At 71.3% G+C, this 22171-nt stretch carries 22 protein-coding genes; 7 read left to right on the top strand and 15 right to left on the bottom strand.

The annotated features are described in order from the left end of the window. Positions 1 to 58 precede the first annotated feature (58 nt). Positions 59 to 772 carry a TetR/AcrR family transcriptional regulator gene (locus BLW14_RS28930; RefSeq protein WP_093710065.1) on the bottom strand — a complete coding sequence of 238 codons (714 nt, stop codon included), beginning with the start codon at positions 770 to 772 and terminating at the stop codon, positions 59 to 61. A 140-nt stretch (positions 773 to 912) separates the two neighbouring features. Between BLW14_RS28930 and BLW14_RS28925 the strand changes: the two genes are divergently transcribed. Further along, on the top strand, positions 913 to 1371 hold the full coding sequence (locus BLW14_RS28925) for a nitroreductase/quinone reductase family protein (protein ID WP_093710064.1): 459 nt from the start codon (positions 913 to 915) through the stop codon (positions 1369 to 1371). Between the two features lie 39 nt (positions 1372 to 1410). Here BLW14_RS28925 and BLW14_RS28920 read toward each other — a convergent pair whose 3' ends face one another. Then, positions 1411 to 2625, bottom strand: a complete 1215-nt coding sequence (locus BLW14_RS28920; protein ID WP_093710877.1) for a geranylgeranyl reductase family protein — start codon at positions 2623 to 2625, stop codon at positions 1411 to 1413. 184 nt (positions 2626 to 2809) lie between these two features. Here BLW14_RS28920 and BLW14_RS28915 point away from each other — a divergent pair, with 184 nt between their 5' ends. After that, positions 2810 to 4174, top strand: coding sequence for a dipeptidase (locus tag BLW14_RS28915; protein WP_093710063.1), 1365 nt, complete (start codon positions 2810 to 2812; stop codon positions 4172 to 4174). A gap of 91 nt (positions 4175 to 4265) precedes the next feature. Beyond that, positions 4266 to 4976, top strand: coding sequence for an MBL fold metallo-hydrolase (locus BLW14_RS28910; protein ID WP_093710062.1), 711 nt, complete (start codon positions 4266 to 4268; stop codon positions 4974 to 4976). On the opposite strand, the gene BLW14_RS28905 is transcribed toward BLW14_RS28910, so the two are convergent. Next, positions 4935 to 5972 carry an NUDIX hydrolase gene (locus BLW14_RS28905; protein WP_093710061.1) on the bottom strand — a complete coding sequence of 346 codons (1038 nt, stop codon included), beginning with the start codon at positions 5970 to 5972 and terminating at the stop codon, positions 4935 to 4937. The genes BLW14_RS28910 and BLW14_RS28905 overlap by 42 nt on opposite strands. Positions 5973 to 6084: 112 nt before the next feature. Then, entirely contained in the window at positions 6085 to 6351 is a 267-nt protein-coding gene (locus BLW14_RS28900; RefSeq protein ID WP_018520967.1) for a hypothetical protein, read from the bottom strand. Positions 6352 to 6517: 166 nt separating this feature from the next. On the opposite strand from BLW14_RS28900, the gene BLW14_RS28895 reads away from it, so the two are divergent. Next, on the top strand, positions 6518 to 7090 hold the full coding sequence (locus BLW14_RS28895) for an excalibur calcium-binding domain-containing protein (protein ID WP_256332901.1): 573 nt from the start codon (positions 6518 to 6520) through the stop codon (positions 7088 to 7090). Positions 7091 to 7134: 44 nt separating this feature from the next. On the opposite strand, the gene BLW14_RS28890 is transcribed toward BLW14_RS28895, so the two are convergent. Genes BLW14_RS28890 through BLW14_RS28880 form a run of 3 tightly spaced genes read right to left on the bottom strand, consistent with a single transcriptional unit; the run spans position 7135 to position 10269 of the window. Then, positions 7135 to 8052: a carbohydrate ABC transporter permease gene (locus tag BLW14_RS28890; protein ID WP_093710059.1), complete on the bottom strand. Its 918-nt coding sequence runs from the start codon at positions 8050 to 8052 to the stop codon at positions 7135 to 7137. Continuing rightward, positions 8049 to 8963 carry a carbohydrate ABC transporter permease gene (locus BLW14_RS28885; protein ID WP_093710058.1) on the bottom strand — a complete coding sequence of 305 codons (915 nt, stop codon included), beginning with the start codon at positions 8961 to 8963 and terminating at the stop codon, positions 8049 to 8051. The genes BLW14_RS28890 and BLW14_RS28885 overlap by 4 nt, the downstream gene beginning before the upstream one ends. A gap of 16 nt (positions 8964 to 8979) precedes the next feature. Then, positions 8980 to 10269 (bottom strand): ABC transporter substrate-binding protein, encoded by a 1290-nt coding sequence (locus BLW14_RS28880; protein ID WP_093710876.1) that lies wholly within the window; start codon positions 10267 to 10269, stop codon positions 8980 to 8982. A gap of 263 nt (positions 10270 to 10532) precedes the next feature. On the opposite strand from BLW14_RS28880, the gene BLW14_RS28875 reads away from it, so the two are divergent. Further along, a complete protein-coding gene (locus BLW14_RS28875) occupies positions 10533 to 12575 on the top strand; it encodes an NPCBM/NEW2 domain-containing protein (protein ID WP_177154129.1) in 2043 nt (680 codons plus the stop codon). A 52-nt stretch (positions 12576 to 12627) separates the two neighbouring features. Here BLW14_RS28875 and BLW14_RS28870 read toward each other — a convergent pair whose 3' ends face one another. After that, the gene (locus BLW14_RS28870) at positions 12628 to 13593 is read right to left on the bottom strand and encodes an ROK family protein (protein WP_093710057.1); all 966 of its coding nucleotides are present in this window, start codon (positions 13591 to 13593) and stop codon (positions 12628 to 12630) included. Positions 13594 to 13772: 179 nt separating this feature from the next. Between BLW14_RS28870 and BLW14_RS28865 the strand changes: the two genes are divergently transcribed. Next, on the top strand, positions 13773 to 14801 hold the full coding sequence (locus BLW14_RS28865) for a LacI family DNA-binding transcriptional regulator (RefSeq protein ID WP_093710056.1): 1029 nt from the start codon (positions 13773 to 13775) through the stop codon (positions 14799 to 14801). Between the two features lie 9 nt (positions 14802 to 14810). Here the strand turns inward: BLW14_RS28865 and BLW14_RS28860 are convergent, their stop codons facing one another. From BLW14_RS28860 to BLW14_RS28840, 5 genes are all read right to left on the bottom strand, one after another. Continuing rightward, positions 14811 to 16109: a DUF6986 family protein gene (locus BLW14_RS28860; RefSeq protein ID WP_093710055.1), complete on the bottom strand. Its 1299-nt coding sequence runs from the start codon at positions 16107 to 16109 to the stop codon at positions 14811 to 14813. A 172-nt stretch (positions 16110 to 16281) separates the two neighbouring features. Beyond that, positions 16282 to 17244: an electron transfer flavoprotein subunit alpha/FixB family protein gene (locus tag BLW14_RS28855; RefSeq protein WP_093705340.1), complete on the bottom strand. Its 963-nt coding sequence runs from the start codon at positions 17242 to 17244 to the stop codon at positions 16282 to 16284. A gap of 57 nt (positions 17245 to 17301) precedes the next feature. After that, positions 17302 to 18087 (bottom strand): electron transfer flavoprotein subunit beta/FixA family protein, encoded by a 786-nt coding sequence (locus tag BLW14_RS28850; protein WP_093705338.1) that lies wholly within the window; start codon positions 18085 to 18087, stop codon positions 17302 to 17304. Positions 18088 to 18289: 202 nt separating this feature from the next. Then, on the bottom strand, positions 18290 to 18796 hold the full coding sequence (locus BLW14_RS28845; RefSeq protein ID WP_093710054.1) for a flavin reductase family protein: 507 nt from the start codon (positions 18794 to 18796) through the stop codon (positions 18290 to 18292). A gap of 196 nt (positions 18797 to 18992) precedes the next feature. Further along, positions 18993 to 19319: a TlpA family protein disulfide reductase gene (locus tag BLW14_RS28840; RefSeq protein ID WP_093710053.1), complete on the bottom strand. Its 327-nt coding sequence runs from the start codon at positions 19317 to 19319 to the stop codon at positions 18993 to 18995. Positions 19320 to 19538: 219 nt separating this feature from the next. On the opposite strand from BLW14_RS28840, the gene BLW14_RS28835 reads away from it, so the two are divergent. Next, a complete protein-coding gene (locus BLW14_RS28835; protein ID WP_073865251.1) occupies positions 19539 to 20261 on the top strand; it encodes a lysophospholipid acyltransferase family protein in 723 nt (240 codons plus the stop codon). A 57-nt stretch (positions 20262 to 20318) separates the two neighbouring features. Here the strand turns inward: BLW14_RS28835 and BLW14_RS28830 are convergent, their stop codons facing one another. Further along, a complete protein-coding gene (locus BLW14_RS28830; RefSeq protein ID WP_093710052.1) occupies positions 20319 to 21401 on the bottom strand; it encodes a threonine aldolase family protein in 1083 nt (360 codons plus the stop codon). Continuing rightward, positions 21380 to 22147, bottom strand: a complete 768-nt coding sequence (locus BLW14_RS28825; RefSeq protein WP_093710051.1) for an SDR family NAD(P)-dependent oxidoreductase — start codon at positions 22145 to 22147, stop codon at positions 21380 to 21382. Before BLW14_RS28825 ends, BLW14_RS28830 begins: the two co-directional genes overlap by 22 nt. Positions 22148 to 22171 lie beyond the last annotated feature (24 nt).

Here is a 22171-nt window from a genome sequence, read left to right as displayed (position 1 = left end):
CTGAGCCCGGGCTCAGTCGGCGGGGCGCGCCCTGCGCCGCGGCGGACGTCCGCCGCCCTCAGCCGCGCCTTCCCAGCAGGCCCACCGTGCGCGCCAGTTCGGTGACGGCCTGACGGAAGAAGACCTCCCGGGCCTCCACGACCCGGTTGAACTGGCCGAACACCTCGAAGGACACCAGCCCGAACAGCTGCGCCCAGGCCGCGACGAGCGGTGCGGCCACCGCCGGGGCCAGACCGGGAGCGATGTCGGCGGCGAGCCGTTCGGCCTCCGGGCGCAGCTCGTCGGGGAGCGGCGGGAGCGCCAGGCCCTCGTCCCGGTGGGCGTCCTCGACGATGGCGATGAGTACCATGCCGACGCGTGCGGCGGGGCCGACGGTGTCCTGCGGTGCCGTGTAGCCGGGCACGGGCGAGCCGTAGATGAGCGCGTACTCGTGGGGGTGGGCCAGGGCCCAGTCGCGTACGGCGCAGGCGACGGCCACCCAGCGGGCGAGACCGGTGCCGGGCGCGCCGGCCGCCCCGGTCGCGGCGCGGTGGGACCGCTCGGCCGCCTCCCCGACCGCGTCGTACGCGTCGACGATCAGAGCCGTCAGCAGGTCGTCGCGGCTGGGGAAGTAGCGGTAGAGCGCCGAGGAGACCATGCCCAGCTCACGCGCGACGGCGCGCAGCGACAGCTTCGCCGCGCCCTCGGCGGCGAGCTGTTTCCTCGCCTCGTCCTTAATGGCGGCGGTGACCTCGATGCGGGCCCGTTCCCTGGCTCCCCGGATAGCGCTCATGGGTTCAGTCTGCCACGCGCGCAGAGCGCCGAACAAAAACGAGAGCACCGCTCTTGCTTTTGAGCACCACTCCCGTGCACACTGATCTCAAGCGAGAGCACTGCTCTCGGAAATGCTCTCTCCACCGTTGGGGTCACACCATGTCGCAGACGCAGCCGTACTACCTGCAGGGCAGCCCGCTCAACGTCCGCTTCAACAGCCTCGTCGGCTGGCTCGCGCGGCACGGGATCAGCCTGCTCGGCTCGCAGGAGCTGTCGGTTCGGGGCCGCAAGAGCGGCAAGATGCAGCGCGTCCCGGTCAACCCGCACACCTACGAGGGAGCGCGCTACCTGGTCTCCGCCCGCGGCCACTCGCAGTGGGTGCGCAACATGCGGGCGGCGGGCGGCGGCGAGCTGCGGACCGGCCGCAGGACGCGGACCTTCATGGCCGTGGAGATCGCGGACGACGCGCACAAGGCGGCCGTCGTCCGCGCCTACCTGGAGCGCTGGGGCTGGGAGGTCAACCAGTACTTCCAGGGCATCACGGCGAAGTCCACGGACGCCGAACTCCTGGCGGCCTGCCCCGACCACCCGGTCTTCCTGATCAGCGAAGAGGGCTGACGCACCGGACGGCGCGTCAGCCCCCTGGAAACCCGCGTCCTAACGGTCCATCGCCGAGAGCGCCCGCTGGGCCAGCGGGTGCGAACGGACCAGCTCGGCCAGCGAGGTCGTCCCGCGGGTGATGCCCGCGAAGGCGTTCCACGCGGGGCGGAAGCCGGTCAGCACGGCGTGCAGCAGACCCGGGCGGCGCTCGAACAGCTTCAGCATGCGCCGGCCCACGCCCATCTCGACGCCCAGCCCGGCCTTGATGGCGAAGGCGTAGTTGAGCGCCTGGCGGCGGGCGTCCACCGCGTCGTGCGCCTCGGCGACGCGCACCGCCCACTCACCGGCGAGCCGACCCGACCGCAGCGCGAACGAGATGCCCTCGCGGGTCCACGGCTCCAGCAGGCCCGCGGCGTCCCCGCACACCAGCACCCGGCCGCGCGAGAGCGGCGAGTCCTCGCTGCGGCAACGCGTCAGATGGCCGGAGGAGACCGTCGGCTCGAACCCGGCGAGGCCGAGCCGCGCGACGAAGTCCTCCAGGTACCGCTTGGTGCCGGCGCCGTCTCCGCGCGCGGAGATCACGCCGACCGTCAGCGTGTCGCCCTTGGGGAAGACCCAGCCGTAACTGCCGGGCATGGGACCCCAGTCGATGAGGACGCGGCCCGCCCAGTCCTCCGCCACGGTGGGCGGGACCGGGATCTCCGACTCCAGGCCGAGGTCGACCTGGTCGAGCTTGACCCCGACATGGGCTCCTATCCGCCCGGCACTGCCGTCCGCGCCCACCACCGCGCGGGCGAGGACGGTCTCGCCGCCGGCCAGCACGACGGCGACCGTGCGCCGGTCGGGCACCGCGGCACCGTGCTGCTCCACCCGGGAGACGGTCGCCCCGGTGCGCAGTTCCGCACCGGCCTTCTGCGCCTGCTCGACGAGCCCCGCGTCGAACTCCGGGCGGTTGATGAGCCCGAAGAGCATCCGCTTGGAGCGGCGGGTGCGCGCCAGTCTGCCGTTGAGCGAGAAGGTCACCGCGTGGATCCGGTCCTTCAGGGGCAGTTCGAACCCGGGCGGCAACGCGTCGCGCGAAAATCCGATGATGCCGCCGCCGCACGTCTTGTAACGGGGCAGCTCCGCCTTCTCCAGGAGCAGTACCTTGCGGCCGGCGACGGCCGCCGCGTATGCCGCGGAGGCTCCCGCCGGTCCGGCGCCGACTACGACGACGTCCCACACGGACGACTCTTCGTGCTCATGTCCGGCGTCTGCGTTCTCGCTGCTCACGATGTGCTTCTGCTCCCGATCCGACCAGTGGCCCAAGCTGCTCACGGCATCCTACGGCGCGTTGTGGCCGAGATCCGCTGTGGGAGGATCGGCCGAGTCTCCGACGTGCCCGCGATGCCGCACTCCAGGCGTACGAGTACCCGGAAACGTACACATAACGTCGCACCTACCAGGAGCGTGCCCCATGACCGGCCATCCGATTTCCGAGACCGTCGCCTCGCTGATGCCCCGCGCCAAGGCGGAGCTGACCGAGCTGGTGGCCTTCCAGTCGGTGGCGGACCCCGCGGTCTTTCCGAGGAGCGAGTGCGAGGCCGCCGCCGAGTGGGTCGCCGCGGCGCTGCGCACCGAGGGCTTCCAGGACGTCGAACTGCTCGACACCCCGGACGGCTCCCAGTCCGTCTACGGTCTCCTGCCGGGCCCGGAGGGCGCTCCGACCGTACTGCTCTACGCGCACTACGACGTGCAGCCGCCGCTCGACGAGTCGGCCTGGCTCACCCCGCCGTTCGAGCTGACCGAGCGCGACGGCCGCTGGTTCGGCCGGGGCACGGCCGACTGCAAGGGCGGTTTCATCATGCACCTGCTCGCGCTGCGCGCCCTCAAGGCCGACGGCGGGGTGCCCGTCTCGGTCAAGGTGATCGTGGAGGGTTCGGAGGAGCAGGGCACCGGAGGTCTGGAGCGGTACGCCGAGGCGCACCCCGGGCTGCTGGCGGCCGACACCATCGTGATCGGTGACACCGGCAACTTCCGGGTGGGGCTGCCGACCGTCACGTCGACGCTGCGCGGCATGACGATGCTGCGGGTGCAGTTGGACACGCTGGAGGGCAACCTGCACTCGGGGCAGTTCGGCGGTGCCGCGCCCGACGCGCTGGCCGCGATGATCCAGCTGCTCGCCTCGCTGCGCGCCGAGGACGGTTCGACGACCGTCGACGGTCTGAGCGCGGATACGGCGTGGGACGGACTGCAGTACCCGGAGGAGGAGTTCCGCAAGGACGCCAAGGTCCTCGACGGGGTCGGGCTGATCGGCACGGGAACGGTCGCCGACCGGATCTGGGCGCGGCCCGCCGTCACCGTGATCGGCATCGACTGCCCGGCCGTGGTCGGTGCGACGCCCTCCGTGCAGGCGAGCGCGCGGGCCCAGATCAGCCTGCGGGTGCCGCCGGGGCAGAACGCGGACGAGGCGACGAAGCTGCTCACCGCGCACCTGCTCGCGCACGCCCCGTGGGGCGCGAAGGTCTCGGTCGAGCAGGTCGGCCAGGGGCAGCCGTTCCGCGCGGACATCGCGAGCCCGGCGTACACCGCGATGGCCGACGCCATGCGGGTCGCGTACCCGGGCCAGGAGATGCAGTCCTCGGGCATGGGCGGCTCGATCCCGCTCTGCAACACGCTGGCCGAGCTGTACCCGGACGCGGAGATCCTGCTGATCGGGCTGAGCGAGCCGGAGGCCCAGATCCACGCGGTGAACGAGAGCGTTTCGCCCGAGGAGCTGGAGCGGCTGTCGGTGACCGAGGCGCTGTTCCTGCGCAACTACGCGGCGTCCAAGGCGGTCTGAGCCCGCGTCGGGAACGGGCTACGCGTTGAGCGAAGCTCGCCGAGAGCGTAGATCCGTGCGGTGGCCGGGCGGCTCGCCGTACGTTCGCCGCATGGATCTCGTCGAGGTGCTTCCGCAGCTGCACATGTTCCGCTTCCCGATCGGCCAGGCGTACCTCTGGCGTGACGGGACCGAGCTGACCCTGATCGACGCGGGCGACGTGAACGCGGCGTCCGCCATCGAGGAGGCGGTGCGCGGCCTCGGCCACGACCCCGCCGGCATCGCCCGGATCGTCATCACCCACGGCCACCGGGACCACTACGGCGCCGCCCAGGAGCTGGCCGACCGGCATGGTGCCGAGATCCTCGCACACCGCCTGGACGCGCCGGTGATCCGGGGCGAGGAGGAGGTCGGGGAGCCGGCGCTCCTGGACTGGGAACGCCCGCTGTACGAGCACGCGCTCACCGTGCCTCCGGCGCCCCCGACCCGGGTCGACACCGAGCTGTCCGACGGCGAGACCCTGCCGTTCGGGGGCGGGGCGCGGGTGGTCCACTCCCCCGGGCACACGCCGGGCTCCATCGGGTTGCATCTTCCGGGGCACGGCGTCCTGTTCACGGGCGACTGCGTGGCCGGGGTGGGCCAGGTGATGCTGGGGGTCTTCAACATCGACCGCGAGCAGGCCGCGGCCTCGTTCCGGCGGCTGGCCGCGCTTGAACCGGCCACGGTCTGCTTCGGTCACGGCGGCCCCCTAACCGAGGACGCCGCCGCGGTGCTGCGGGCCTCAGCCGACGGGGACGCCGGCCTCCAGGTTGAGCACGGCTGACCGTTCGCGGGCCCGCAGCGCCCAGCAGAGCCGTTCGTAGCGGGTGGGCGGCAGCAGGGTGGCCGCCTCCGCCTCGGTGACGAACCGCCAGCCGCGCAGTTCGGAGCCGGGGAGGAACAGCCGCTCGGCGTCCGCCCGCGGCAGCAGACCGCCGTCGAACAGCAGCCTCAGCCCTCCGTATCCGGGCGGGTCCGGGGCTTCCCAGTCGATGACGAGGAGCTTGGGCACCCGATCGAGCTGGATACCGATCTCCTCGGCCACTTCCCGGATGCCGGCCTGTGCGGGCGCCTCCCCGGCCTCCACCACGCCGCCGGGGAACTCCCAGCCGGGCTTGTAGGTGGGGTCGACGAGCAGGAATCTGTCGTGCTCGTCGAAGAGCAGCACCCCGGCGGCGACGGTTTCCGCGGTCGGCTCGGGTGTCTGGACGATCTCGCAGGCCGGGGCGGCCTCGGTGCGAACGGCCTCCGCGATGTGCTCGGCCGTCTCGCGCGGCGTGAGCGCGCTGTTGTCGATGGTGTGCGCGTCCCCGGTGATCCAGCCGAGGGCCGAGCGGTACGGTTCGATGCGGTCGTACGCCCAGTGGCCGGCCGGGTCCACGTCCTCGGCGTCACCGGGGAATTCGGCCCGGTGGGCGATACGCTCGCGCAGGATCGTTTCCTCAGGTGAGAGCAGTACATGGCGCACCGATATGCGCCGGGCGGCGAGGCCGCCGAATATCTCGTCGCGGTACTCCTGTCGCAACAGTGTCATGGGCACCACCAGCACCCCGCCGAGTTCGGCGAGCAGCGCGGCGGCGGTGTCCACCACGAGGCGCCGCCAGATCTGCAGGTCCTGGAAGTCGGTCACCTCGGCGAGCTTCTTCTGGGGCAGCAGGTTCCGCAGCCCCGTCCCGGTGAGTTCCGGGTCGTACAAGGTGCTGTTCGGGATCAGATCGATCAGTTCACGCGCGGCGCTGGTCTTGCCGGCGCCGAACGCACCGTTGATCCAGACGATCACGGTTCCCCCTCTTCCGTAGCAGCCCCCTGTGGCTTGCCCGCAACACCCCGCTGCGGAAACCCGCCCGGGGCGACGCGTTGCGCGTACGGGAGTGAGGGCGGCCACGATCCGGCTACGGCGTATCGCCCCGCCAGTCCCACTTGTCCGGCTCGTCCGCGCGCGGCCCGTACTCGGCGCGGCCGCCGGGCCCGTAGGCGCCGATCTCGGTGACCAGGGCGGAGCCGTCCGAGAGGGCGACCGGCGTCCATCCGGTCACGTCGAGGAGCAGGCCGTCGAGCGGTCCGCCCACCAGTTCGCGGTACTCGCGCCCCGGCCGGGGGCCCGGGTCGGGGTCGTCGTGGTCGGCGCCGTACACCCGCCGTCGCATGATCTCGTCCATGCCAGCAGGATCGCACCCGGCACTGACATCGGCGGGGCTCCACGGACCGTGGCGAGTCACCGTCTCCACACTTCGGTCACAACTCCATCACTAGCGGAGGATTACCCTCCCGCGCGTCCCGGGCCCTGGCTACGGTCGGCTCTCCACGCAACTCCTGGGGGGTCCCATGTCGCACAACCCGTCGCCGCAGCCGCCGCCTTGGGGGCAGCCCCCGCAGCCGGCCCCGTTCGGACCGCAGGGCCCCGCCGGTCCCGGCGGCCCCTCCGGCCCCCGGGGCGGCGCGCCCCGCTGGGCGAGGAAACGAATCATCATCCCGGCGGCAGCCGTGCTCTTCCTCGTCGGCGTGGGCATGGGCGCCGCCGGCGGGGAACCCGAGGCCGACAGGACCGAGGCCGCGGCGAAGGCCTCGCCCGCGCCGACCGTCACGGCGACGGTTTCGGTGACACCCGCGCCGGAGCCGGCCGTCACGGAGACCGTCACCGCGAGCCCGGAGCCGGTGCCGACCGTCACGAAGACGAAGACCGTCAAGGTCACGGTGACGCCGAAGGCCCCGGCCGGTTCCTCGGACGACTCCGGGTCCGGCTCGGGCTCCGGCGGCAGCGGTTCGGGCGGCGGCAGCCCGGCGTACTACGCGAACTGCACCGCCGTACGCGCGGCCGGCGCGGCTCCGATCCACCGGGGCGACCCCGGATACGGCCGCCACCTCGACCGCGACGGGGACGGCGTCGCCTGCGAGTAGGACGCTTCCGGCCTGTCCGGCGGCGCTCCGCCGGACAGGCCCGGTCACCCCTTGCCGGCCCCCAGCGTGAGACCGGCGATGAAGTGCCGTTGCAGCAGCAGGAACACGATGAGGGTCGGCAGGGCGACGATCACCGAACCGGCGGCCAGCAGGTTGTAGTCCGTGAAGAACTGACCGCGCAGGTTGTTCAGCGCGGAGGTGATGGGCAGCTTGTCGCCGTCGGAGATGAAGACCAGTGCCCAGAGGAAGTCGTTGTACATCCAGGTGAACTGGAGCGTGCCCAGCGCGGCGAGCGCGGGGCGGCACAGCGGCAGGGTGATCCGCCAGAACTGCGTCCACACACCGGCCCCGTCCACCACCGCCGCCTCCAGGATCTCCTTGGGGAGGGTGCGCATGAAGTTGGCCAGGACGAAGACGCAGAAGCCGAGCTGGAACCCGATCTGGACCAGGACGACGGCCCAGTAGGAGTCGAACATCGTCATCGAGTCGGACATCCAGTAGGGCAGCGGGATCCGGTTGAAGACGACGTACAGCGGGGTCACGATCACCTGCTGCGGGAGCAGGTTGCCGGCCGTGAAGAGCATCAGCAGGACCAGCCCGCCGCGCATCTTCAGGCGGGCGAGCGCGAAGGCCACGAACGAGGCGAGGAAGAGGGTGACGAGCACCCCCGGTACCGCGATGATCATGGTGTTGACGAAGTACTTCGTCATGCCGGAGTCGGTGAACGCCTGCCGGTAGTAGTCCAGGGAGAGATGACGCGGCAGCGAGAAGTAGCCGTGCTCCGAGGTCTCGTCGTACGGCCGCAGGGACGCGTACACCGCGAGCAGCAGCGGGGCGAGGAAGGCCAGCGAGACCGCCATCAGGAAGGCGTGCACGCCGAGCCTCCCCGGGCGGATCCTGCGGCGGGCCGTGACGGGGGCGGAGGAGGCCGGGCGCACGGGGGCGGCCTGCGTGGTGGTCATCGGTCCTTCTCCCCTCGGAGCTCCTGCACCAGGTACGTCACCACGAATCCGAGGGAGACGGTCAGCAGGACGACGGCGATGGCGGAGCCGAAGCCGATCCGGCTGGCCTCGCCGATGATGTTGTCGGTGACGAGCACGGAGAGCAGTTCGAGGCCGTTGCGGCCGTGGTTGACCGCGTAGACGATGTCGAAGGCGCGCAGCGATTCGATGACGGTGATGACGCCGACGATGACGTTGACCGGCCGCAGGGTCGGGAAGACGACCCGGAAGAAGGTCTGCGCCTCGCTCGCCCCGTCGATGGCGGCGGCCTCCTTGAGGGACGGGTCCACGGCCTTGAGCCCGGCGAGGTAGAGGATCATCACATAGCCGGTGTGGCGCCAGGCGGCGGCCAGCAGGATCATCCAGATGTTGAGGTCGGGATCGCCGAGCCAGTCGGTCGGCGAGTCCGTGTCGCCCAGCACGGCGTTGAGCGCCCCCTGGTCGCGGGAGAACACCAGCTGGGCGATGAAGCCGACCACGGCGAGCGACAGCACGACGGGCATGTACAGCGTGGACTGGTAGAAGCGGCTGAACCGAACCCCCCGGTCGATCAGTACGGCGAGCAGCAGCCCGAACGGGGTGGCGACGAGGCCGAGGAAGGCGAGCCAGAGCAGGTTGTGCCGGGCGGCCGGCCAGAACTGCGGGTAGTTCGTGAAGAGGTTCACGTAGTTGCGCGTACCGACCCACTCGATGTCGCCGATCCCGTCCCAGCTGGTGAACGAGAGGACGACGGAGGCCAGGGTCGGCCCCCAGACGATGGCGAGGTCGAGCAGGACGGGCAGGCCGAGCAGGGCGCCGAGCACGACGAGGTCGCGGCGGGTGTAGCGCCGCGAACCCCGTCGCCCGGTGCGCCGCCCCGAGATGAACGACACGGTGCGTACTCCCGGTTCAGTCCGAGGCGAAGATGGTCTTCTTCTGCCGTTCGATGTCGTTGACCAGGCCGTCCACGTCGTTCGGACTGCTGATGAACTTCTGGATCGCCGGGATCATCACCGTGGAGGAGAAGTCGGGGCGGGTGTCGCGGTCCAGGAACTGCGAGATCTGCTTGGCGCCCGAGACCAGTTCGACGGCCTTCCTCTGGATCGCGGAGTACCCGGAGGTGTCCGCCTCGTCGCTGACCGCGATGTTGTTGGGGTCGCTCTTGAGGTAGGCGTCCTCGGCCTTGCCGGTGGCGAGCCACTTCAGCAGGTCCTTGGCGCTCTCCAGGGACTTCTTGTTCTTGAGGTTCTTGGACTTCTTGGCCAGCAGGAACCCGTCGATGGGCGCCTCGACGGCGTCCTGTCCGTGCTCGGGGTTGATCACGGGGAACGGGAAGAAGTCGAGGTCGGCCTGTTCGCCCTCGGGGAACTGCGCGCCGGGGTGCGGGAGGCCGAGGACGGTCATGCCCGCGTCGCGCTTCTGGAGGCTGGTGGCGGCCTCCTGCCAGGTGCGGCCGTTGGCACCGGGCTGGCAGTACGGGAGCAGGCGCCGCCAGGTGTCGAAGACCTCCCGGACGCGTTTGTCCGTCCAGGCCTCCTCGCCGGCCATCAGGCTCTTGTGGAATTCGTATCCGTTGGTGCGCATGTTGATGTAGTCGAAGGTGCCCATGGCGGGCCAGCCGTCCTTGTCGCAGAACGCGATGGGGTCCAGCTTGTCCTTCTTCATCCGCCTGGCGAGCGCCACGTACTCGTCCAGCGTTTTCGGCACCTGATATCCGCGCTCGGTGAACAGGCTCTTCCGGTGGAAGACGGCCCAGGGATAGTAGTAGTACGGGGTGAGGTACTGCTTGCCGTCCTCGCCGGTGGACTGGTCCTTGAGGGCATCGGAGAATCCCGTGTAGTGCTGCCAGTTGTCGCTGATGTCGTGCAGCAGGCCCTTCTTGGCGAAGAACTGCATGCGGTTCCCGGCGAACCACATGAAGACGTCGTCGGGCTTCCCCTGGAGATAGCGGTTGATGTTCTCCTGGAACGTGTTGTGGTCGACGGTGTTGACCTTCACCTTCCGGCCGTCCGACTGTCCGGCGTACGCCTTGAACGCGTCGGCGAACGCCTTCTTCGGAACGGGGTCGGACGCATTCGATCCCAGAGTGATGGTCTTGCCGTCGCCGCCGGGGCCGCCGCCGCAGGCGGTGAGCAGGGCGGGGAGCGTGACCGCACCGGCACCGAGCGCCGCACCCCGCAGCAGGCTCCGCCGGGACATCCGATGTCCCGCGACGCTGCCGGGCAGATCCGATCTGTCGTACGCGTGTGCCATGACCCCGTCCTCCGGAAGGCAACCGAACACAACCGAACGTGCGCTTGGATCTCACCCCCAACTTGGGGCGCAGTCAAGGGTTCTGACGAGATGCAGCCCACCGGACACACGCCCTCTTCCAACAGACTTCAACACGCTCTAACGTAATCGCTCGTCCTGGCGTGCACATGTCGCCATCTGATCCGGCACGAGTACGGAGGAACGTAACGATGCGTCATCTTCCAAGCGCTCCCAGCCGAGCGAGCCGCCGCAGAATCCTCGGAGCCCTGGCGGCGGGCCTGTTGTGCACGGCGGGGGCCGTCGTTCCCGCCGCCGCGCACACGCCCGCGTCCGCCCCCGCGCCGGCCGCCGACGCCCGCGCCGCCAACGGTCTCGCCCTCACCCCGCCCATGGGGTTCAACAACTGGAACTCCACGCATTGCCGCGCCGAGTTCAACGAGGAGATGGTCGAGGGAATCGCCGACATCTTCGTCGAGAAGGGGCTGAAGGACGCCGGGTACGAGTACGTCAATCTGGACGACTGCTGGGCGGTACCGCAGCGCACTGCGGAAGGAAAGCTGGAAGCCGATCCGGTGCGCTTTCCGCACGGCATCAAGGCGGTCGCGGACTACGTCCACTCCAAGGGGCTCAAACTCGGGATCTACACCAGCGCGGGCACCAGGACCTGTGACAGCGTCGGACTTCCCGGCGCGCTCGGCCACGAGTTCAGCGACGCGCGGCAGTTCGCCGACTGGGGCGTCGACTATCTCAAGTACGACAACTGCAACAACCAGGGCGTGGATGCCAAGGAGCGTTATACGACGATGCGGGACGCGCTCGCCGCGACCGGCCGGCCCATCGTCTACAGCATTTGCGAATGGGGCCAGAACAAGCCCTGGGAATGGGCCGCCGAACTGGGCAATCTCTGGCGCACCACGGGCGACATCAACGACAGCTGGGGCAGCATGCTGTCGATCATGAAGCACAACCTCCCGCTGTCCGCTGCGGCCGGCCCCGGCCACTGGAACGACCCCGACATGCTGGAGGTCGGCAACGGCGGGATGACGGACACCGAGTACCGCACCCACTTCTCGATGTGGTCGGTGATGGCGGCGCCGCTGCTCATCGGGTCCGATCTGCGAACGGCCTCGCGGGAGACGTTCGACATCCTCTCCAACGAGGAGGTCATCGCCGTCGACCAGGACCCCCTGGGCAAGCAGGGTGAGGTGCTCTCCTCGGACGGCGGGCGCTGGGTCGTCGCAAAGGAGATGGAGGACGGCAGCCGCGCCGTCGCGCTGTTCAACGAGACCGGCAGCGCCCAGCGGATCTCCACCACGGCCGCCGCGGTGGGCCTGCCGCACGCCTCCGGATACACCGTGCGCGACCTGTGGGACCACACCACACGCAACACGGCGGGCAGCCTCTCGGCGACCGTTCCCGCCCACGGCACCGTGCTGCTGCGCGTCGCCGCCGACCGGCGCTGGTCCGCACATCCACCGGCCGTGGAACTCGCCCAGGAGGGCAGCCCGTTGGTCGAGGCGGGCCGCACCGCGTCGCTGACGACCGAGGTGACGGACCTGGGCCGCACGCCCGCCCTCACGGTGTCCGCCGCGCTCACCGGCCCGTCCGGCTGGCGGGTGAAGGCCGCTTCGGCGACGGGAACGGCGGCGCTGCCGACCGGCCGGGCCCTGCGCACCCGCTGGCAGGTGACGGCGCCCGCCGGGACGGCTCCCGGCGGCTACGACCTGAAGCTCACCGCCCGGTACCGCTCCCCCACCGGTGAGAGGGTGCGGTCGTCGGTGCCGTTCCAGGCCCACGTGGTGGTGCCACCACCCGCGGGCGGCGGCTACCTGAGTGACCTGCCGCAGCTCAGCGCGTCGAACGGCTACGGGCCCGTCGAGAAGGACACCAGCAACGGCGAGAGCGCCGCGGGCGACGGCCACCCGCTGACCGTCGGGGGCCAGGTGTACGCCAAGGGCCTCGGGGTCCACGCGGCCAGCAGCGTCGAGTTCTACGCGGGCGGCGCGTGCGGCTCCGTGACGGCCCAGGTGGGTGTGGACGACGAGAAGGGCACCAAGGGCAGCGTGGCCTTCGAGATCTGGGCGGACGGCACGAAGGCCGCGTCCACCGGGGTCCTGACCAACGCGATGCCCCCGCAGCCGCTCTCGGCGGACGTGACCGGGGCGCAGGTCGTCCGCCTGGTGGTCACCGACGGAGGCGACGGCATCGACTCGGACCACGCGGACTGGGGGGACCTGCGGATGACGTGCTGAGCCGTCGGCCGGGGGCGGCCCCTCGACACCGGGCCGCCCTCCGCGCCGGGCGTCAGAGTGCCCGCGCCGGTACGCCCTCCCCCGCGCCCGTCCGCGCGGCGAGGGCGGCCGCCGCCGCGCCCACCAGGCCCGCGTCGTTGCCCATCACGGCGGGGACCACGGTCAGCTGCTGGACGAAGGACAGGGTGGCGTACCTGCGGAGCGCCGTACGCAGCGGGGCGAACAGGAGGTCGCCGGCCCCGGCCACCCCGCCGCCGATCACCGCGATGTCGATCTCGACCAGGGTCGCCGTCGCGGCGATCCCCGCGGCCAGCGCCTGCGCGGCGCGCTCGAAGGATGCCAGGGCGACCGGGTCGCCCGCCCGGGCCGCCGCCGCGACGCCCACAGCGGACGCGTCGCCGTCGGGGCCGGGCCGCCAGCCCCGGTCCAGCGCCCGGCGCGCGATGTTGGGGCCGCTCGCGATCCGCTCGACGCAGCCGCGCGCCCCGCACGGGCAGAGGTCGCCGTCGAGGTCCACGCTGATGTGCCCGATGTGGCCGGCGTTCCCGCTCGGCCCGGGGTGCAGGGCGCCGCCGAGGACGAGCCCGCCGCCGACCCCCGTCGAGACGACCATGCACAGCGCGTTGTCGTGGCCCCGCGCGGCGCCGAGCCAGTGCTCCGCGGCGGTGATCGCGACGCCGTCGCCGACCAGCGTGACCGGGAGGCCGCCCGTGGCGTCGTCGACCCGCTCGACCAGCGGGAAGCCGCGCCAGCCCGGCACGTTGACCGGGCTGACCGTGCCCCCTGCCGCGTCCACCGGACCCGCGCTGCCGATGCCGACGGCCGCGGCATCGCTCCAGCGCGGCGACGCGGCCAGGTCGGCCAGGACGCCGCCGACCGCCTCCATGACGCGCTCGCCGCTCTCCCGCGCGGGCGTCGGGCGCTGCGCGCGGGCCACGAGGGTGCCGTCCCGGTCCACCAACGCGCCGGCGATCTTGGTTCCCCCGATGTCCAGGGCGGCGACGAGGTCGGTATGCATCGGTGTGGCTCCGGGTGGTGAGGGGCGGGACCTGCGGCTCAGGTGAACAGTCTGCCCAGTCTCCATTCCCTTGACAACGTTGTCCAGGGCCTATGCTCGACGCCACACCCTCCGGGAGCCTGCGCGGCGGCAGCCGCGGCCCGCCGGGACCGCCCGCACCGACGACAGGACAGCGCACCGTGGCCGAGACCACCCGTCATCCCGAGCCCCGTTACGGCATCCGGCCGACCATGAAGGACGTGGCCGCCCGGGCCGGGGTGGGCCTGAAGACGGTCTCGCGGGTGGTCAACAGCGAGCCCGGGGTCACCCCTGACACCGAGCGCCGGGTGCAGGAGGCCATCGAGGCGCTGGGCTTCCGCCGGAACGACAGCGCGCGCGTGCTGCGCAAGGGCAGGACCGCCTCCATCGGCCTGGTCCTGGAGGACCTCGCGGACCCCTTCTACGGGCCGCTGAGCCGCGCGGTGGAGGAGGTGGCCCGCGCGCACGGCGCCCTGCTCATCAACGGGTCGAGCGCCGAGGACCCGGAGCGCGAACAGGAACTGGTCCTCGCGCTGTGCGCGCGCCGGGTGGACGGGCTGATCGTGATCCCGGCCGCCGACGACCACCGCTACCTGGAGCCGGAGATCAAGGCCGGGGTGGCGACCGTGTTCGTGGACCGCCCGGCCGGGCGGATCGAGGCGGACATGGTGCTGTCGGACAGCTTCGGCGGGGCGCGCGAGGGCGTCGCCCATCTGATCGCGCACGGCCACCGCCGGATCGGCTTCATCGGCGACCAGCCCCGTATCCACACGGCGACCGAGCGTCTGCGCGGCTACCACGCGGCGATGACGGAGGCCGGGATAACCGTCGAGGACTCCTGGGTGTCGCTCGGCTCCACGGACGCCGACCGGGTCCGCGCCGCCGCCGAGGGGATGCTGGACGGCCCGGAACCCGTGACGGCGCTGTTCTCGGGCAACAACCGGGTGACGGTGACCGCGGTGCGCGTACTGGCCGAGCGGGAGCGGCCGGTCGCCCTGGTCGGCTTCGACGACATCGAGCTGGCGGACCTGCTCGGCATCACGGTCATCTCCCAGGACGCGGCGGCGGTGGGCCGCACCGCCGCCGAGCACCTGTTCCGGCGCCTCGACGGCGCCGATCACACCCCGGCGCGCGTGGAGCTCCCGACCCGGCTGATCGCCCGGGGCTCGGGCGAGATCGCGCCGGCCTGAGGGAACGCCTCAGGGCGCGGTGACCGTCAGGGTGCCGCGCCGGGGCGAGGCGAAGGCGTCGAGGTCGGCGCGGGTCAGCCCGGTCAGCTTCGCCACCTCGTCGGTGTCCAGGGCACCGCAGTCGATGCCGCGCAGCAGGTAGCCGCTGAGCGCCTTGGCGGTGGCCGGCTCGTCCATCACGTCGCCGCCGGCCTTGGAGACGTACGCGGCGAGCCGGGCGGCGGCCTGCTCCAGGCCCTCGCGGTAGAACGTGTAGACGGCCGCGTAACGGGTCGGCAGGTGGCCCGGGTGCATGTCCCAGCCCTGGTAGTAGGCGCGGGCCAGGGCGCGGCGGGTGAGGCCGTAGTGCAGCCGCCACGCCTCATGGACCTGCGGGGTGGGCCCGACGGGCAGGACGTTGGTGGAGCCGTCGGAGACACGTACGCCGGTGCCCGCGGCGGCGACCTGCATGACGGCCTTGGCGTGGTCGGCGGCCGGGTGGTCGCTCGCCTGGTACGCGGCGCTGACGCCGACGCAGGCGCTGTAGTCGAACGTTCCGTAGTGCAGACCGGTGGCCCGGCCCCGGGCCGCGTCGATCATGCGGGCCACGGCGGCGGTGCCGTCGGCGGCGAGGATGGACTGGCTGGTCTCGATCTGGATCTCGAAGCCGAGCCGCCCGGCGGGCAGCCCGTGCGCCTCCTCGAAGGCTTCGAGGAGCTGGACGAACGCGGTGACCTGCTCGGGGTACGTCACCTTCGGCAGGGTCAGGACGAGCCCTTCGGGGAGCCCGCCCGCCTCCATCAGACCGGTGAGGAAGACGTCCGTGGTGCGGATGCCCCGGTCCCGGACCGCGGCCTCCATGCACTTCATCCGGATGCCCATGTACGGCGCCGCCGTGCCGTTCGCGTACGCCTCCGAGACGAGCCGGGCCGCGCGGGCCGCCGCCTCGTCCTCCTCGGCGTCGGGACGGGGTCCGTAGCCGTCCTCGAAGTCGATCCTGAGGTCCTCGACCGGCTCGCGCTCCAGCTTGGCGCGCACCCGGTCGTACACGGGGCCGGCCAGCTCGTCCGGGATGCCGAGGACGCGCGCGAGGGCCGACGCGTCCGGGGCGTGCTCGTCGAGCGCCTCCAGGGCCTCGTCGCCCCAGGTGCGCAGGGTGCCGGCCGTGAAGGTGTCGCCCGGTACGTAGACCGTGTGCACGGGCTGGCGTGTGCCGGGGTCGCCCGGGTACCGGCGGGCGAGTTCGGCGTCCACCGCCGCGAGGGACGCGCTGATCCCGTCGCTGACCGCACCGGCGAGGCTCGTCGCCACCTTCTCCTGCTGACCCATCGTCCGCACCCTCCACACTCTGGCCGTTTCCGCTTCCCGGAAACAACAATCCGTATAGTGAAGTTATAAGGCCGCCGCATCCGAGTCAACGGTGCCCGGAAACGGTGCGGGGCCGCACGGTGCGTTCACCGTGCGGCCCCGGGCCGTTGCTTGTTCCTGCTGCCTCCGAGGATCAGCCCTTGCGGGTGTTGATCTCCTCGGTGAGCTGGGGGACGACGTCGAAGAGGTCGCCGACGACGCCGTAGTCGACGAGGTCGAAGATCGGGGCCTCGGCGTCCTTGTTGACCGCGACGATGGTCTTCGAGGTCTGCATGCCGGCCCGGTGCTGGATCGCGCCGGAGATCCCGTTGGCGATGTAGAGCTGCGGGGAGACGGACTTGCCGGTCTGGCCGACCTGGTTGGTGTGCGGGTACCAGCCCGCGTCCACCGCGGCACGCGAGGCGCCCACCGCGGCGCCCAGCGAGTCGGCGAGGGCCTCGATGATCCCGAAGTTCTCCGCGCCGTTGACGCCACGGCCACCGGAGACCACGATCGCGGCCTCCGTCAGCTCCGGACGCCCGGTCGACTCACGCGGCGTGCGCGAGAGGACCTTCGTGCCGGTGGCCTGCGCCGAGAAGGACACCGCGAGGGCCTCCACCGCACCGGCCGCGGCGGCCGGCTCGACCGGGGCCGAGTTCGGCTTGACCGTGATGACCGGAACACCCTTGGAAACACGGGACTTGGTCGTGTACGAGGCGGCGAACGCGGACTGCGTGGCGACCGGACCCTGGTCGCCGGCCTCCAGGTCGACCGCGTCGGTGATGATGCCCGACCCGATACGGACCGCGAGACGCGCCGCGATCTCCTTGGCCTCCGCCGAGGAGGACAGCAGCACAGCCGCCGGGGACACGGCGTCGAACGCCGCCTGGAGGGCGTCCACCTTCGGTACGACGAGGTACTCGGCGAACTCGGGAGCCTCCGCGGTCAGCACCTTGACCGCGCCGTGCTCGGCGAGCACGGCGGCGGTGTCCGCGGCGCCGTTGCCCAGGGCGACGGCGACGGGCTCGCCGATGCGGCGGGCCAGCGTCAGCAGCTCCAGGGTGGGCTTGCGGACGGCACCGTCCACGTGGTCGACATAGACGAGAACTTCAGCCATGGGACTTCAATCTCCTGCGTGTGCGAAGTAGGCGGGGTGACGAGAGGGGCGCGGGGCTCAGATGAACTTCTGGCCGGCCAGGAACTCGGCCAGCTGCTTGCCGCCCTCGCCCTCGTCCTTCACGATCGTTCCCGCGGTACGGGCCGGACGCTCGGTCGCGGAGTCGACCGCGGTCCACGCACCCGCCAGACCCACCTCGTCCGCGTCGATCCCCAGATCATCCAGGTCCAGGGACTTCACCGGCTTCTTCTTCGCCGCCATGATCCCCTTGAACGACGGATACCGGGCCTCACCCGACTGGTCCGTCACCGACACCACCGCCGGCAGCGACGCCTCCAGCTCCTCCGACGCACTGTCACCGTCACGACGGCCACGCACCACACCGCCCTCGACGGACACCTGCGACAACAGCGTCACCTGCGGCACACCCAGCCGCTCCGCGAGCAGCGCCGGAACCACACCCATCGTCCCGTCCGTCGACGCCATACCCGAGATCACCAGGTCGTACCCGGTCTCCTCGACCGCCTTCGCCAGCACCAGCGACGTACCCAGCGCGTCCGTACCGTGCAGATCGTCGTCCTCGACGTGAACCGCCTTGTCCGCACCCATCGACAACGCCTTGCGCAACGCGTCCTTGGCATCCTCCGGACCCACCGTCAACACGGTGACCTCCGCATCATCAGCCGCCTCCGCGATCTGCAACGCCTGCTCGACCGCATACTCGTCCAGCTCCGACAGCAGACCGTCGACATCCTCACGGTCCAACGTCAGGTCATCGGCGAAATGCCGGTCACCGGTCGCGTCGGGCACGTACTTCACAGTGACAACGATCCTCAAGCTCACGCCGGCTCTCCTACTGCATCGTCATTTCCGGGCTGCCTTGTTGCACGCAGCATAGGCGCCTGATGGGGCGTTTTCCGGTCGGGGCGACCGACGCTCCGACCGTCATATTACTCGCCAGTACACCGAGTGGACGTCCGATGAGCAAGCGCTTTGCACTGTGATCTGCCCAACGCGCGACATGCGGGAACCACCCGGTGCGGCCTCAGTCTCGCAGAGCCGTGAATCGGCCCTGGTGATAGACCAGCGGCCGGCCGCCGCCCGCCGGGTCGCCCCCGACCACCTGCGCGATCACGATGCGGTGGTCGCCCGCCGGAACCCGGGCCACGACGCGGCAGACCAGCCAGGCCAGGACGCCGTCGAGCAGTGGAACGCCTTCCGGGCCGCTGCGCCAAAAGGTGGACGGCCCGAACCGGTCGGCGCCGCTGCGGGCGAAGGTGGCGGCCAGCTCCTGCTGGTGCTCGCCGAGTATGTGGACGCCGACGTGCTCGGCCGTGGCGATCACGGGCCAGCTGGAGGACGACGTACCGACGCCGAAGGAGACGAGGGGCGGTTCGGCGGCCACGGAGTTGAGGGACGTGGCGGTGAAGCCGACGGGGCGCTCGCCGGCGGCGGTGATCACGGCGACTCCGGCGGCGTGCTGCCGGAACACCGCACGCAGGAGGTCCGGGGACGCGGTGCGCGGGTTGCCGAGCTCGGGTGCTGCCGTCATGGAAAGGTCCTTCTGCGCGTCGGGGATGCGGGGTCGTGGATGCTCAGGCATCCGGACAGCGCGCGCCGGCGGTGCGGGCGAGGTCGATGTACTCCCGGCCATGGAGCAGGGGATCTGACGGCATAGCGTCACACTGACGATGCGCGGCACGTGCAGTCAAGGGCGTCCCACCAGGTGGGAGAAGCATCACGGCCCGTCACATCGCTTGTCCGAGGGCGGCGACGACGTCGACGGTCCGTGGCTGCCCGACGGCCCGGCGGACGATCCGGCCCCCGGCGTCGAGGACCAGCACGGTCGGGGTGCGGCTGATGTCGAGGGCGCGTACGAGCGCGAGGTGCGACTCCGCGTCGATCTCCACATGAGCGACCCCGTCGACCATCCCGGCCACCTCCGCGAGCGTGCGGCGCGTCGCCCGGCACGGCTGGCAGAAGGCGCTGGAGAACTGCACGAGCGTGGCCCGCTCCCCCAGTTCCGCGCCGAGTTCCGCCGCGTCCAGCCTCTCCGTACGCGCCTGCCCGTCCACTGCCGTCCTCCTGTCAGAGTTCCACGCAAGGGGTCAGCACCCGCGGCGGCGCGGGCATTCCCCACCGCCCTACGTGACGAGAATCTCGCGGCCCGGGGCCGCCGGGACTGGCCACCGCGTCACCGTATGGGGCACGATCGCCCCAATGCCGAAAACCTACGGCTGCGTAACTTCCGCCGGGAGAACCTCCGCGGTCGCTGAAGAAAGGGTCTTCCCCAGATGGCAGAACTCGTCTATCGGCCGGTCATCGGCGCCGCTCGCACGTTTTTCAAGGCGCTCGACCTGAAGATCGACACTCAGGGTTCGGAGCACATCCCGAAGACCGGTGGCGCTGTTCTGGTCAGCAACCACATCAGTTATCTGGACTTCATCTTCAGCGGCCTCGCGGCACTGCCGCAGAAGCGGCTGGTCCGTTTCATGGCCAAGGAATCGGTATTCCGGCACAAGGTCTCCGGACCGCTGATGCGCGGCATGAAGCACATTCCCGTCGACCGCAAGCAGGGCGAGGACGCGTACGCGCACGCGCTGGAGTCGCTGCGGTCCGGGGAGATCGTCGGCGTGTTCCCCGAAGCGACGATCTCGGAGTCCTTCACGCTCAAGAGCTTCAAGTCGGGTGCGGCGCGCCTGGCGCAGGAGGCGGGGGTGCCGCTGGTCCCGATGGCTCTGTGGGGCACGCAACGGCTGTGGACCAAGGGCCGGCCGCGCAGCTTCAAGCGCAACCACACCCCGATCACCATCCGCGTCGGCGAGCCCGTGGAGGCCCCCACCGACCAGTACGCGGGCGCCATCACGCGGCGGCTGCGCGAGCGGGTGCAGGAGCTGCTCGAAGCGGCCCAGCGGGCCTATCCGGTCCGGCCGAAGGACGCCAGTGACACGTGGTGGGTCCCGGCCCACCTGGGCGGCACGGCGCCGACGCCGGCCGAGGTGCGCGAGCGCGGCTGAAACGTCAAACCGGGGTGCGGACGGTCCGTCCGCACCCCGGTGCTGTTCCGGTGGCCGTCAGGCCGCGGCCATCTCCTCCTTGAGCGCGAGGAGGAACGCGTCGACGTCCTCCTCCGTGGTGTCGAACGCGCACATCCAGCGCACGTCACCGGCCTGCTCGTCCCAGAAGTAGAAGCGGAAGCGCTTCTGCAGCCGTTCGCTCACGGCGTGCGGGAGCCGCGCGAAGACGGCGTTGGCCTGCACGGGGTAGAGGATCTCCACGCCGTCGACCCCGCGCACGCCCTCGGCGAGCCGCTGGGCCATGGCGTTGGCGTGCCGCGCGTTGCGCAGCCAGAGGTCGCCCGCGAGCAGCGCCTCCAGCTGTACGGAGACGAAGCGCATCTTGGAAGCGAGCTGCATGGACAGCTTGCGCAGGTGCTTCATCGCGCGGACCGCGTCGGGGTTCAGGACCACGACGGCCTCGCCGAAGATCGCCCCGTTCTTCGTGCCGCCGAAGGAGAGCACATCGACGCCGACCGCGTTGGTGAACGTACGCATGGGCACGTCCAGGGACGCGGACGCGTTGGCTATGCGGGCTCCGTCGAGGTGGACCGTCATGCCGTGCCCGTGGGCGTGTTCGCAGATCGCGCGGATCTCGTCGGGCGTGTAGACGGTGCCCAGTTCGGTGTTCTGCGTGATCGAGACGACCTGCGGCATGGCGCGGTGCTCGTCGTCCCAGCCGTACGCCTGCCGGTCGATGAGCTCCGGCGTGAGCTTGCCGTCCTCGGTGGGGACGGTGAGCAGCTTCAGGCCGCCGACCCGCTCGGGAGCGCCGCCCTCGTCCACGTTGATGTGGGCGGACTCGGCGCAGATGACGGCACCCCAGCGGTCGGTCATGGCCTGGAGCGACACCACGTTGGCACCGGTGCCGTTGAAGACCGGGAAGGCCTCCGCGGTGGGGCCGAAGTGGCTGTGCATCACGCGCTGGAGATGGCCCGTGTACTCGTCCTCGCCGTAGGCGATCTGGTGACCGCCGTTGGCGAGGGCGAGGGCGGCGAGGATCTCCGGGTGCGTTCCCGCGTAGTTGTCACTGGCGAAACCGCGTACCTGCGGGTCGTGGTGGCGACGCGCGTCGGTCCTTACGGTTGCGGGGTCAGCCACAGGCGCTTTCCGTTCACTTCCGGGGCGGGCCGGTCCCAAACGCCGGCGATGGCATCGGCCAGGTCCGTGACGTCGGTGAAGCCCGCGAACTTCGCATTCGGGCGCTCGGCGCGCATCGCGTCGTGCACCAGTGCCTTCACGACCAGGATCGCAGCCGCGCTGCGCGGGCCGTCCTCGCCCCCCGCCTTCCGGAAGGAGTCGGCGAGCGCGAGGGTCCACGCCTCGGCCGCGGCCTTGGCGGCGGCGTAGGCGGCGTTGCCCGCGGTGGGCTTGCTCGCGCCCGCCGCGCTGGTCAGCAGGTAGCGCCCGCGGTCGCTGCGCAGCAGGCAGTCGTGGAAGGCCAGCGAGGTGTTCTGCACCGTACGGATCAGCAGCTTCTCCAGCAGCGTCCAGTCTGCGGGGTCGGTCTCGGCGAAGTTCGCGCTGCCGCGCCAGCCGCCCACGAGGTGGACGACGCCGTCGACGCGGCCGAACTCCTTCTCCGTCTTGGCCGCCCATTCCCGGGTGGCTCCGAGGTCGAGGAGGTCGACGGTGTCGCCGGTGACGGTCGCGCCGCCGTGGGCGTAGCGCGCCGCGTCGACGGCCTCGGCGAGCCGGGTGGGGTGGGAGTCCGACGCGACGACGACGGCGCCCGCCTCGGCGAGCCGCAGCAGCGTGGCGCGGCCGGCCGGGCCGGCCGCTCCCGCGACGGCGACCACGGCGCCCTCGAGCACGCCGCTCGCGTCGCCCGTGCTTGTTCCGTTCATGGCCTCCGCCTCCTTGGGACCTGT

This window comes from Streptomyces sp. 2131.1 (genome assembly GCF_900105515.1).
In the GTDB taxonomy this organism is placed as follows: domain Bacteria; phylum Actinomycetota; class Actinomycetes; order Streptomycetales; family Streptomycetaceae; genus Streptomyces; species Streptomyces drozdowiczii.
Note: the sequence above shows the minus strand (reverse complement) of the source record. Positions and strands in the feature narration are given on the sequence as shown.